Here is a 13,225-nt window from a genome sequence, read left to right as displayed (position 1 = left end):
AAGATCGGATGATTAGCCAACTCAGGCCTCCTCATCCCTGCGTTTCAGCCAGCGTGCCAGCGGGTACAGGGTGCTTTCACCCAGTTTGGCAGAACGCTCCGGAGACCAGCCCGTAGCCGGATTCGGACGCAGATCGTAATCCTTGAACGACATCTCCAATGTCATTGCCGGACAACTGAACTGATCGCCCACCCAGAAGGCTGCAATGGTCATGGTCTCTGGGCCAAATTTACCCGGCTCGTAACCACGTTCCAGCTGGAAGTCCGGGTTCGCCAGTAGCAGGTCTTCTTCGAACTCACGTTCCTGCTTGAGGATTTCATCGGTCACATCCGGCGCACCCGCCTGACCGGCAATAAAGTTGCACGGTAGCGCTTCGTCACCGTGAATATCAAGGAACAGGTCCACACCTGTCTCCTCCATACGGCCACGCACCAGCAGAACCTCCGGGCTGTTTTCTGCAGTCGGCGTCTGCCATTCGCGGTTCAGGTTGGCACCGGCTGCATTGGTGCGCAGGTGGCCACGCACGGAACCGTCCGGGTTCATATTTGGTACTACATAGAACACCGCCTGCTCCAGAAGTATGCTGGCCTGGGCATCGTCCATATCCAGCAATCGCTCCAGGAATCCTTCAATGTACCACTCCGCCATGGTCTCGCCCGGGTGCTGACGGGCGATAACCCAGATCACCTTCTTGTCAGACGCAGGCTGACCGATCTGCAATAGATCGAGATCGCGGCCGTCCAGGGTTTCACCCAGCGCTTCCACTTTCACCTGCGGCGACTGCTGCGCCCAACCGATCAGGTCCAGGTGACGCTCGTAGCTGTAAGGCGCGAAGTAGGCGTAATAGATGCTGTCCTGCTCAGGCTGGTGTTCGATCACCAGCTCGCCTTTTTCATAACGGGTGGGAACGCGGAACCACTGCTGGCGGTCATAGGACGCTACAGTCTGGTAGTCATCCCAACCATCCACGTACGCCGCTTCATGAGCGTTGGTCAGGCGCATGCGCAGGGCACGGTCAGCCGCCCCCTGAACGCGGTAGTGGAACCACTGGAAGAACTCCGAGTTGTTGTCTTTACGGATCTTCAGTTGAATGTCGTCGGCCCGCTCCAGGCTGACTACGTCGATATTGCCGGCATCGAAACCGCTGCTGATCTTCAGCATGTAAACCTCATTGGTGTGCGGAACCCGGCCGCGCCAGATTCCGTGAATTCGTTCAACATCCGCCTAACATGAGGGTGTGCAAAAACGTAATGGGCGCAGGCTAGAGTAGGCAAAAAGACACGAAAAAGCGCATGTCAGCGTACCCTTTTGGGGTATTACTGAAGTAAATGAGCATTTTGAGTGGTTTTTTAACACCCTATAGGCAAGCCTCATTAGTTTTTACATATCCTCTTAGATGCGGCCTTCCTCCACTGCGTGACAGGCAACCTGACCACCGTCGGAGGTGGCGATCAGCTGCGGTATGTCTCGTTTGCAGCGTTCGTCGGCATGTGGACAACGCCCATGGAACACACAACCGGACGGCAGGTTAACCGGTGTCGGCACCTCGCCTTTTAACTTGATGTGTTGTGGACGGTCATCTTCCAGACGCGGAATCGCCGACAACAGCGCCTTGGTGTACGGGTGACGCGGGGTGGCAAACAGCGCCTTGGTCGGCGCCAGCTCGCACAATGTGCCCAAATACATGACCGCCACCCGAGTACCGAAGTGCTCAACCACCGACAGGTCGTGGGTGATGAACAGGTAGGTCAGGTTACGGCTCTCCTGCGCATCCATCATCAGGTTCAACACCTGTGCCTGAATTGATACGTCCAGCGCCGAGATCGGTTCATCGGCCACGATAAACTCAGGGTCTACTGCCAGGGCGCGAGCGATACTGATACGCTGGCGCTGACCACCGGAGAACTCATGAGGGTAACGCTCCCCCCAGCTTGGGTCGATACCGACCGAGAACATCACCTCGTGCACCTTGTCACGCAATTCTGCCGCGCTCCACTGAGGATTGTGTAACGCTACCGGTTCCATCAGGGTCTCGGCGATGGTCATACGTGGGTTCAGGGAGGCGTACGGATTCTGGAAAATCATCTGCATCTTGCGACGGTACGGCATCAGCTGTCGATCGCTCAGGTTATCGATACGCTGCCCCTGGTAGTGAATCGAACCTGCTGTTGGGCTCAGCAGTCCCATCACGGTACGTGCCACGGTCGATTTACCGCAGCCGGACTCACCCACCACGCAAAGCGCTTCGCCGCGTTTGACCTCTAGGTTCACACCGTTGATCGCGTGTACATACTCCTGTTCACGGACAAACTTGCCGTTCTTGAACTTGAGCTGGTCCAGGAAGTCGCCGGAGATAGAGAACTTCTTGTACAGGTTTTCCACCCGCACCAGCGTTTCCTGAGGTGCCTGATTATCTGCGGTCTGCTGCTGGGCCACAGCAGCCTGTTGTTTCAAATTGGTCATGGCTGCTTACACCTCCTGCATCCGCGCGGCCTGTTCTTCGCGCTTCATTTCAGCCACCATGTGGCAGGCTACCTGGCAACCACCGGACTGTGTAAATTCCGGCATGTTGTGCTTGCAGACTTCCAGTACGTAGCCGCAACGGGGGTTGAAGGCACAACCGGTTGGGATGCGCTGCAGCGGCGGCATCGAACCCGGAATCTGGTTCAATCGCTGCCCCGGCACCGCCATCTGCGGCAGTGCATTCATCAGCCCCTGGGTATATGGATGCTGGGCATCGTTGATGATCTCTTTGGTCGGCCCCTGTTCGATAATACGGCCGGCATACATCACAATGGTTTTCTGCGTCACCTGAGAGACCACACCAAGATCATGGGTAATCAGGATCAGTGCCACGTTGTTTCGCTCACACAGCTCCAACATCAGCTCCATGATCTCCGCCTGGATGGTTACGTCCAGTGCGGTGGTCGGTTCATCAGCAATGATGATATCCGGGTCCATCAGCAGACCGATAGCAATCACCACACGCTGCCGCATACCGCCGGACAGTTCATGCGGATACTGGTCCAGACGCGCTTCCGGGGACGGAATATACACCTGCTGCAGTTTCTGCAAAGCGATGGTACGAGCATCCTGCTTGCTGATCTTGCGATGGGTCATCAGACACTCGATCATCTGCTCACCGATGGTCAACACCGGGTTCAGGGTCATCATCGGATCCTGGAAGATCATCGAGATGCGGTTGCCACGGATATTGCGCAGCTCTTCAGCCGACAGGTCTGCCAGGTTACGCCCCTCAAACAGGACCTCGCCGTCAGCGATGTAACCCGGCTTGGAAATCAGATTGAGGATAGAGAAACCCAGTACCGATTTACCGGCACCGGATTCACCCACCAGACCGAGGCGCTCACCCCGCTCCAAAGTGAAATTGATGTTACGCAGGGCTTTCACTTCGCCGCTGCGCAGCCCGAAGCGTACTTCGAGATTTTTAACTTCTAACAGCGTCGTCATCTTGATTACCCCTTATACAGTTTCGGGTTAAGTACATCGCGCAACCAGTCACCCAGCAGGTTCATCACCAGCACCAGGCCCACCAGAATTACGCCCGGAATCACGGTGATCCACCAGGAACCGGAGAAGATGTATTCAAAACCACTGGAGATCAGGGAACCCAGCGACGGTTCGGACACCGGCATCCCCAACCCCAGGAAGGACAGTGACGCTTCCGAAATGATGGCGTTTGCCACCTGCACCGTGGAGATCACCAGGATTGGCGACAGGGTATTAGGCAGAATATGGCGGAACATGATACGTGGCGAGCGCAGGCCGATGACACGGGCCGCATCCACATATTCCTTTTTCTTCTCGGCCAATACGGAGGCACGGATGGTACGGGCATATTGCGGCCACTCGGCGATACCTATCACCAGTATCAACATGAACATCGCCAATTGCTGATACAATTCGGTACCAAAAGCGGCCTGAAAAACCGCCAGCACGACGATCGCCACCATCATGGTGGAGAAAGAGAGCTGCACGTCGGCCACACGCATCAGCAGGCTGTCGATACGACCACCGAAATAACCTGCACAGAGGCCGATACAGATCCCCAATACCGCCTGAAGTGCAACCGCGCACAGACCAATGGTCAGGGATACACGGGTACCGTAGAGAATCGTAGACCAGAGGTCACGGCCCTGGGCATCGGTGCCCAGCCAAAAACGCTCGTCGCCCTCTTCCGCCCAGCTGGGCGCAATTTCCGAATCCATGATGTCGATAGACGCCACGTCGTATGGGTCAAACGGCGCCAACAGCGGTGCGAACAACGCCAGCACGGCATAGGCAACAAAGATCGCAAAGCTCAGCTGAGCGACGCGGTCACGGCTGAAGCTGTGCCACAGGTTACTGTCCTTCATGCGTTCCCAGGCAGAAGGGGCAGCTGGCGCGGCTTCCAGAATCTGAGATTGATCATTCATTATTTCTTACCTGCCAGTTTCACAGTCGGGTTAACCAGGCCGTAGATCAGGTCCACGATGGTGTTGGTGATCACGAAAATCGCACCCACCACAATCAGGTATGCCACGATCAAAGGTGTGTCCACACGGTTAACGGCTTCCAGGAAAAGGAAACCCATGCCCGGCCATTGGAAGACAGTTTCAGTCAGGATGGTGTACGCGACCATGGTACCGATCTGCACACCACCAACAGTGATAACCGGCAACATGGTATTTTTCAGCGCGTGCAGGAAATAGATACGACGTGCCTTCAGCCCCTTGGCCCAGGCGAAACGCACATATTCAGACTGCAGTACTTCCATCATCTCGGCACGGATCAGACGGATAAAGAGCGGTAACATGATGGATGCCAGGGTGAAGCACGGCAGCACCAGATGCGCCAAACCGTCACCGGTGGTAAAACCGGTGTCCCAACCACCAAGCACGGTCATGGTCTCGCCGCGCCCGTAGGATGGCATCCAGCCCAGCTCGATGGAAAACAGATAGATCAGACCAATCGCGGTCAGGAATACCGGGATGGAGATACCGACAATACTCATCCCCATGACCGCACGTGAAAATAGACTTTGGGGATTAATCGCCGAGTACACACCCAACGGCACAGACACGCACACGATAATCAGGGTGGCGCCAAATACCAGCTCGAGGGTGGCTGGCAGCTTCTTCAGTATGACTTCCAGCGCTGGCTCCTTAAAGAAATAGGAGGTGCCCAGATCGCCCTGCAGGGCATTCGAGGCAAAGCGCGCATACTGCACCAGGAAAGGATCATTCAGGCCCATCTCGTCACGCAGCGCCTGACGTTCCTCTTCGGAAACGGACTGGCCCACCAGTTCACGCAACGGGTCACCCAGGTTATCCTGAATGGAAAAGCTGATCAGGCTTATAACAAACATTACGACTACGGCCTGAACCAACCGTTTAATCAGAAAAGCAATCATGGTATTTCAGCCTTGATGCGCCCGCACTTCCCTGAACGGACTTTTATTCTTTGAGTTATGTAGCGAATGCAACGTGTGGACATGTATCCACAGGCAGTCAGGGCCGCTATCCCCAACCACAGACAGAACTTTGAAGACGAGGACAACCCCCGCACGGGGGCTGTCACCATGACCGAACACTCGGCCTACCTGCTATCAGTCTTTTACGACCAGATCACCCAGGTATGGGAAGTTCATCACGTTCAGAACAGGTTCCAGGTCTACGTTTTTGTTCGCAGCCCAAGCCAGGTTCTGCCAGTGCAGAGGGATGAAGCCCGCTTCATCGTAGATGATCTTCTCGATGCCCTGCATGATCTCAGCACGTTTTGCCGGATCAGTTTCGGCGTTAGCCTTTGCAACCATGGCATCTACTTTCGGGTTGCAGTAGTTGCCACTGTTGTACTGGCCCGCACCGCTGTCTTTGTTAGGACAGGTCGACAGGAACTCGTAGAAGTTGTTGGAGTCTTCGGTGTCCGCGTGCCAACCGATCAACATCATGTCAGCCGCGCGCGCGTCGAACTCAGGCCAGTACTGGGCTTTTGGCATGGTCTTCAGGTCAACCTTGATGTTGATCTTAGACAGCATGGAGGCCACAGCCTGTGCGATTTTGGCATCGTTCACGTAGCGGTTGTTCGGCGCCATCATGGTGATGCTGAAGCCCTTCTCGTAACCCGCTTCTTTCATCAACTGTTTCGCTTTTTTCACGTCGTAACGTGGCGTCAGCGCTTCGTTGTAACCCAGGTAACCCTTAGGGGAGAACTGTGCTGCCGGGGTCGCGAAGCCTTTCATGATTTTCTTCACGATGCCTTCCTGGTTGATCGCGTAAGCGATCGCCTGGCGTACACGCACATCCTTAAACGCTTCTACGCGCTCCTGGTTCATCTGGAACGTGATAATACGGGTACCACCCATGGTTACCAGATCCACTTTGTCAGAACCTCCGATACGTTTGTGATCGGTTGGTGGCACCGGTGCGATGAAGTCCACATCACCGGACAACAGCGCTGCAACACGGGTAGGTGCTTCTTTGATCGGCGTCAGCACGATCTTGTCAACGTTACCTGGGGAAGACTTATCCCAGTAATCCATGTTACGAGCGAACTCAACTTTCACACCCTGCTCACGGTAGCTCACGGTGTACGGTCCGGTACCGGAGATGTTGCGGGACGCGAAGGAGTTACCATGCTTCACCAGCATATCTTTCGCGTTACCGTTTTCATCGGTACCGCTGTAGAACTTGCTGTCCATTGGGAACAGGTAAGTCGCGTTGTTCAGAACCAGCGGGAACGGTTGGTTGGTCACCAGATCAACGGTGTGAGCATCTACAACTTTGATCTCTTTGAACGGTGAGAAAACCGCCTTGAAGTCTGGGGAGTTACGCAGACGTTCAAAGGTGAAAGCAACGTCTTGCGCGGTGAAGTCATTACCACTGTGGAACTTCACGCCTTTGCGCAGGTGGAAACGCATGGTCAGATCATCGACACGCTCCCACTTTTCAGCCAGGCGTGGTTCGAAGCCCAGATCGCGGGTCCAGCGTACCAGCGGGTCAAACGTCATGTGGGACAGCTGCAGGGTACCACCGGACAACTGTTCGTGAGGATCGAGGGAAACCGGATCGGCATCGTATGCCATTTTCAGGGTTGCGGCCTGTGCCCCAGTCATTAGACCCAGGCTCAACATGGCTCCGGCGAGAATCGAAGCGGTCTTTTTCATTTTGTGTGTCCCTTGTTTGTTCTTCTTAGGTTTGAGTGATTACTCAATTAAGGTTCAAGAAACAGACTAAATGATGGCCAATACGACACCAATCGGAATTACGGAAAGGGTTATACGTATCACGTATAGAGAATCTGTATACGTGATACGTATCGGGCTACAGCCCCCACCAATGTTGAGTTTTCACATTTGTTTCAGGCACAAAAAAGCCCGGCAGAAGCCGGGCTTTTTCTGACGAAAGTGTCGTGGGGGATGATTACATCATGCCGCCCATGCCACCCATACCGCCCATGCCACCCATGTCTGGCATGCCTGCACCACCTTCAGATGGCTTATCAGCAACCATCGCTTCGGTAGTGATCATCAGGCCAGCAACGGACGCAGCAGCCTGCAGTGCGGAACGGGTTACTTTAGCTGGATCCAGGATACCCATTTCCAGCATGTCACCGTATTCGCCGGTAGCAGCGTTGTAGCCGTAGTTGCCTTCACCCTTCTCGCGGATGTTGGATACGATTACGGAACCTTCCTCACCGCAGTTACCAACGATCTGACGCAGAGGAGCTTCCAGCGCACGGAACGCCAGCTCGATACCTACGCGCTGGTCGTGGTTTTCGCCTTCCAGGTCCTTAACAGCGTCCAGAGCACGGATCAGAGCGGTACCGCCGCCAGGAACCACGCCTTCCTCTACCGCTGCACGGGTTGCGTGCAGAGCATCTTCTACGCGTGCTTTCTTCTCTTTCATTTCTACTTCGGTCGCAGCACCCACCTTGATTACTGCAACACCGCCTGCCAGCTTAGCAACGCGCTCCTGCAGTTTTTCACGGTCGTAGTCGGAAGACGTTTCTTCCATCTGCGCACGAATCTGGTTAACGCGCGCTTCGATAGCTTCTGGCGCACCAATACCGTCAACAACAGTGGTGTTTTCCTTAGTGATGGAAACACGCTTTGCCTGACCCAGCTGCTCCAGAGTCGCACCTTCCAGGTTCAGACCAACCTCTTCAGAGATCACAGTACCGCCAGTCAGGATTGCGATGTCTTCCAGCATAGCTTTACGACGATCACCGAAACCTGGTGCTTTAACAGCAGCAACTTTAACGATACCGCGCATGTTGTTAACTACCAGAGTAGCCAGCGCTTCACCTTCAACGTCTTCTGCGATGATCAGCAGTGGACGGGAGGATTTAGCAACCTGCTCCAGTACTGGCAGCAGATCACGGATGTTGGAGATTTTTTTGTCAACCAGCAGGATGAACGGCTGTTCCAGCTCCGCACTCATGTTGTCCTGGTTGTTGATGAAGTAAGGAGATAGGTAACCGCGGTCGAACTGCATACCTTCTACAACGTCCAGTTCGTTTTCCAGACCGGAACCTTCCTCAACGGTGATAACACCTTCCTTACCTACTTTTTCCATCGCTTCTGCGATGATCTCACCAACCTGAGTATCAGAGTTAGCGGAGATAGTACCTACCTGAGCGATCGCTTTGGAATCAGCACATGGCACAGCCATACCCTGCAGCTGCTCAACAACAGCAGCAGTCGCTTTGTCGATACCACGCTTCAGGTCCATTGGGTTCATGCCAGCCGCAACGGATTTCAGACCTTCGTTAACGATCGCCTGAGCCAGTACAGTTGCAGTCGTAGTACCATCACCCGCTACGTCGTTAGCCTGGGACGCAACTTCTTTAACCATCTGCGCGCCCATGTTCTCGAACTTGTCTTCCAGCTCGATCTCTTTCGCTACAGATACACCGTCTTTAGTTACGGTTGGAGCACCGAACGCTTTGTCCAGTACAACGTTACGGCCCTTAGGACCCAGGGTAGTTTTTACAGCGTCAGCCAGAATGTTCACACCAGCCAGCATGCGCTGACGAGCGTCATCACCAAAACGTACGTCTTTAGCCATGATTCAAATAATCCTGTAATCGATAAATTCTTAAAAAAACGACAAATAAAGATGGAGACGATTAGTCTTCCAGTACGCCGTAGATTTCGCCTTCGGTCATGATCAGCAGCTCTTCACCTTCAACTTTGATGGTGTTGGAACCTGCGTAAGCACCGAACAGAACTTTGTCACCCACTTTAACGGTCAGTGGCTGTACATCACCGTTGTTCAGGACACGGCCTGTACCTACTGCAACAACTTCACCCTGATTAGGCTTCTCTGCTGCTGCACCTGGCAGTACGATGCCACCCGCTGTGGTCGCTTCTTCCTCGCTACGACGGATAACAACACGGTCGTGAAGTGGACGAATTTTCATTAGTTCATTCTCCTGATCTAACTGATCGAAAAACAATTGAATTAGTTGTTTTGTATCGAAACGGAATACCGTTCCGTATCGGTTGTTTCAGAGATGGGGCCGTCAAAATCGTTTTCAACACCCCACCGCAAAATTTTTTGATTTTTTTCTATTACTCTTTGCGCTGATATTCACCATCAATCACATCACCAGCGTGTGACTGCGGCTTATCTTTGCGAAACGGGGAATCCGCGTAATGAGCCCCATCCTGCTGGCTTTGCTCTCTTGGCTCCCCCCCTTCCGGAGAAGGATCAAAACCCGGACCACTGAATGTACTCTCAAACGAAGCCTGACGACTGCTCATCGCCACAACCGTAAACCGACTGATCATCGCATTGGCAAACGCTTGACGTGTATAAGGGACCAAGCAGCAGAAACCAATCACATCGGTCACAAAACCAGGCGTTACCAGCAAGGCACCTCCCACCGCCAGTACAATCCCTTCAACCATTTCCCGTCCAGGAATCTCACCTTGATTGGCACGCTGCTGAGCCCGCGCCAGAGTAGATATCCCCTGATAGCGCAACATATTTACACCGATAAATGCAGACAGCAGTACCAAACCCACGGTGTACCAGGCGCCAATCGCCTGACCAACCTGAATCAGCAGTGTGATCTCAATGATCGGCACAATGATGAAGAGAAGAAAAAGAAACCGCATTCATAACCTCTGGATACTCAGATAAACGGGACCACCAGACTATAGCGGGTTTCACCCTTATCGGGCAGTACTATAAAAAGCTGTAAACAGAGCCTTTACCCCAGTCCGGCAACGATTTGTTCTTCCCGCCATTAGTACTTCTATATGGGGCTGATCGGGCATTTTTCACCCCCTACTTTGGGATAAAAATTCATACGTGACGCACTTGCACAAAAAATTCACGCAACTGCAAAAAGCCATTAATTTCAGAACTTTAGCATACGCAGCAAACGAAGAGATGAGGCTTTCCGCTTGAAAAATACGGGAAAGCTCTTAATTTTCACTGTACAGATTCTAGACTTTTGTGCGAAAGCGATATAACGTCGTGGTACGCAAAATGACGCAACGCACAATAAAAAAGAGTTAACCGAGAATAAGGTAACCCACGATGGAACTGAAAGATAAAGTTATTGTTATTACTGGCGGTGGTCGCGGTCTGGGTCGCGCAATGGCACTGGAACTCGCTGGTAAGGGTGTAAAGCTGGCACTGGCCGATCTGAGCCAGGAAGCTATCGACGAGACTGTCGGTCTTTGCATGGAAAAAGGCGTGGAAGCACGCGGCTATATCTGTAACGTTGCGGACGAAGCAGATGTAGAAAAACTGTTCCAGGATGTGGTTGCCGATTTCGGCACGCTTAACGGCGTTGTGAACAACGCTGGTGTTACCCGCGACGGCCTGTTCCTGAAGGTTGACCGTGAAACCGGCAAAGTTGCCAGCAAAATGAGTATGGACCAGTGGAACCTGGTGATGGATGTAAACCTGACCGGTACATTCCTGTGTGCACGTGAAGCTGCTGCGCAGATGATCGACCTGGGTGTTGAAGGCTGCATCATCAACATCTCCTCCATCTCCCGTCACGGCAACATGGGCCAGACCAACTACACCGCAACTAAAGCAGGCGTAGAAGCAATGGCCGTAACCTGGGCGAAAGAACTGGCTCGCTACGGTATCCGTGCAGCATCCATCGCACCGGGCTACATCGGTACCGAGATGGTAATGAGCATGAAACCGGAAGCCCTGGACAAGATCGCTGCGGGTATTCCTGCTAAGCGTCTGGGTAAGCCAGAAGAGATCGCGCGTACCGTTTCCTTCATCCTGGAAAACGACTACGTCAACGGTCGCTGCATCGAAGTAGACGGCGCGCTGCGCATCTAACACCTCGATACTGTCCCCTTTTTAAAAAACCGGCCTATTGGCCGGTTTTTTTTGTGATGCTCAGCTTTAACTCAATGGTAATTGAGCAGTGTCTTTGTAGGGTAGGCTTAAGCCTACCGGCAGCCTAAAGCCTGCCCTACAAGCCATGGTGCTCCATGGAAAGGAATGTTCGCTCGACCCAACCTACACAGAATCAGCCTTTTCAGTACTAACCGCTTCAGGCTCTTCGAACCCCAGCCAACGCTGCGCCATCAGAATAAGCACCAGTACCGGCAAGCCAATCAGCGCAGTAAAGATAAAGAACCAGTCATAGCCCACGCTATCCACGATGGAACCGGAGTAACCACCCAGAAGCTTAGGCAGCAGCGTCATCAATGAGCTGAAAATTGCGTATTGCATCGCTGTAAACGAGATACTGGTCAGGCTGGAGAGGAATGCCACAAATGCGGCTCCAGCAAGCCCTGCCGACAGGTTATCCGCTGCCACCACAATATACAGCCAGAGCAAGTCAGCGCCTTTATCCGCCAGAATCATAAACAGCAGATTGGTTGCCGCCGACAGCAGCGCACCCAGGAAGAGAATACGCAACACCCCCCAGCGCATGGCCAACAAACCGCCCAGAAAGCCGCCCACAATGGCCATCACTACACCAAAGGTTTTAACCGCGGTAGCGATCTCCTCTTTACTGAAGCCCATATCCAGGTAAAACACGTTGGAGATCACACCCAAGACGATATCGGATATACGGTAACTGCCCACCAGCAACAACAGATACAAGGCCGCTTTTACGCCATAACGATCAAAGAAATCACGTACCGGTGCGACGTAGGTTTCCTCAACCATCGAGCGTTCAACCAGTCCGGTTTTTAACAACGCCCGGGCCAGGATAAAGCTCACACACGCAGCCAAACCAAGGCGCAACGTTTCAATCAGGAAAGAACCCAACGCATGGTTACCCAATAGCTCAGCCAGTGCCTTTTTCAGTTCGCGAGCGGGTTCAGAGGTGAAGTAGAAGCAGAGGATAAAACCGACCAGCGCCAACGCAAACAGTACAACAAAGCAGCCGTATTCAACCGCGCTGTGATTATAGCTACGCTGTGCACTGACTTCCGGTTCGCGGATATTGAGGGTGGTGATAACACCCACCAGCATCACCGCCGCCATAATCCAATACGTGCTGCTCCAGGCGGCGTACTGATAGTTACCCAATTCGGTACCAAAGCCAGCAGCCAAAACCAAAGCTCCGGCACCCGCCACCACCATAGCCACACGGTAACCGGCGATATAAGCCGCCGACATCATACTCTGCAATCGGGTATCAGCCGCCTCGATACGGTAGGCGTCGATCACGATATCCTGGGTCGCCGACGAAAAACCCAGCGCAACTGCCGCCAATGCCATGGCTGTCTGACTGCCCTCCCCAAGCGCTGGATCAATGCTTGCCATCGCCCCAATCGCGGCAATGATCGCAAGCTGTGCCAGTAACAACCAACTGCGTCGACGGCCCAAGGCGCGTGAGAGCCAGGGCACGGGGAGCTGGTCCACCAGCGGCGCCCAAACAAACTTAAATGAGTACCCTAATGCGGCCCAACTGAAGAAGGTGATCGCGGCACGCTCAATACCCGCTTCTCGCAGCCACAGGGAAAGAGAGGAGAATATAAGAAGGATTGGGATTCCGGCAGAGAACCCCAACAACAACATCACAATCACCCGAGGGTGAAAAAAAGCCCCAAGCGATTCACGCCAGCTGGCTTGAGGCCCCTGCATAGGTAGCTCCCTGATTCAGTAAATGACAGGTTATGGAACCTGCGAACAAGTCCGAAGCGCCTCTGGCATTCAGAGCGATTCGAGATCAAGGCAGCGGTTACAGCCATGTTGGTTACCTGGCGAAAATCGCTAACATAGAG

General features: G+C 53.6%; 11 protein-coding genes. 1 reads left to right on the top strand and 10 read right to left on the bottom strand.

Annotated features, from left to right (window positions below; translation table 11 throughout):
• Positions 1–21: 21 nt before the first annotated feature.
• The 9 genes from QKW35_RS02550 to QKW35_RS02510 form a co-directional block, all read right to left on the bottom strand.
• A complete protein-coding gene (locus tag QKW35_RS02550; RefSeq protein ID WP_282350567.1) occupies positions 22–1,161 on the bottom strand; it encodes a M14 family metallopeptidase in 1,140 nt (379 codons plus the stop codon).
• Between the two features lie 231 nt (positions 1,162–1,392).
• A complete protein-coding gene (locus tag QKW35_RS02545) occupies positions 1,393–2,463 on the bottom strand; it encodes an ABC transporter ATP-binding protein (protein ID WP_282350566.1) in 1,071 nt (356 codons plus the stop codon).
• A 6-nt stretch (positions 2,464–2,469) separates the two neighbouring features.
• A complete protein-coding gene (locus tag QKW35_RS02540; RefSeq protein WP_282350565.1) occupies positions 2,470–3,471 on the bottom strand; it encodes an ABC transporter ATP-binding protein in 1,002 nt (333 codons plus the stop codon).
• A 5-nt stretch (positions 3,472–3,476) separates the two neighbouring features.
• Positions 3,477–4,436: an ABC transporter permease gene (locus QKW35_RS02535; protein WP_282350563.1), complete on the bottom strand. Its 960-nt coding sequence runs from the start codon at positions 4,434–4,436 to the stop codon at positions 3,477–3,479.
• A complete protein-coding gene (locus QKW35_RS02530; protein ID WP_282350561.1) occupies positions 4,436–5,413 on the bottom strand; it encodes an ABC transporter permease in 978 nt (325 codons plus the stop codon). The genes QKW35_RS02535 and QKW35_RS02530 overlap by 1 nt, the downstream gene beginning before the upstream one ends.
• 195 nt (positions 5,414–5,608) lie before the next feature.
• Complete coding sequence (locus QKW35_RS02525) at positions 5,609–7,165, bottom strand: ABC transporter substrate-binding protein (RefSeq protein ID WP_282350559.1); 1,557 nt, start codon at positions 7,163–7,165, stop codon at positions 5,609–5,611.
• Positions 7,166–7,421: 256 nt separating this feature from the next.
• Entirely contained in the window at positions 7,422–9,071 is a 1,650-nt protein-coding gene (gene groL, locus QKW35_RS02520; protein ID WP_282350754.1) for a chaperonin GroEL, read from the bottom strand.
• Between the two features lie 58 nt (positions 9,072–9,129).
• On the bottom strand, positions 9,130–9,423 hold the full coding sequence (locus QKW35_RS02515; RefSeq protein WP_282350557.1) for a co-chaperone GroES: 294 nt from the start codon (positions 9,421–9,423) through the stop codon (positions 9,130–9,132).
• Between the two features lie 151 nt (positions 9,424–9,574).
• Positions 9,575–10,123, bottom strand: coding sequence for an FxsA family protein (locus QKW35_RS02510; RefSeq protein WP_282350556.1), 549 nt, complete (start codon positions 10,121–10,123; stop codon positions 9,575–9,577).
• A gap of 427 nt (positions 10,124–10,550) precedes the next feature.
• Between QKW35_RS02510 and QKW35_RS02505 the strand changes: the two genes are divergently transcribed.
• Positions 10,551–11,318 carry an SDR family oxidoreductase gene (locus QKW35_RS02505; RefSeq protein ID WP_282350555.1) on the top strand — a complete coding sequence of 256 codons (768 nt, stop codon included), beginning with the start codon at positions 10,551–10,553 and terminating at the stop codon, positions 11,316–11,318.
• A gap of 183 nt (positions 11,319–11,501) precedes the next feature.
• On the opposite strand, the gene QKW35_RS02500 is transcribed toward QKW35_RS02505, so the two are convergent.
• Entirely contained in the window at positions 11,502–13,085 is a 1,584-nt protein-coding gene (locus QKW35_RS02500) for an AmpG family muropeptide MFS transporter (protein WP_282350553.1), read from the bottom strand.
• Positions 13,086–13,225: the final 140 nt, after the last annotated feature.

It is taken from the genome of Pontibacterium granulatum (genome assembly GCF_029961155.1).
Classification (GTDB): domain Bacteria; phylum Pseudomonadota; class Gammaproteobacteria; order Pseudomonadales; family Balneatricaceae; genus Pontibacterium; species Pontibacterium granulatum.
The sequence above is the reverse complement of the archived record's forward strand: the minus strand, read 5'-3'. Positions and strand labels throughout refer to the sequence as shown.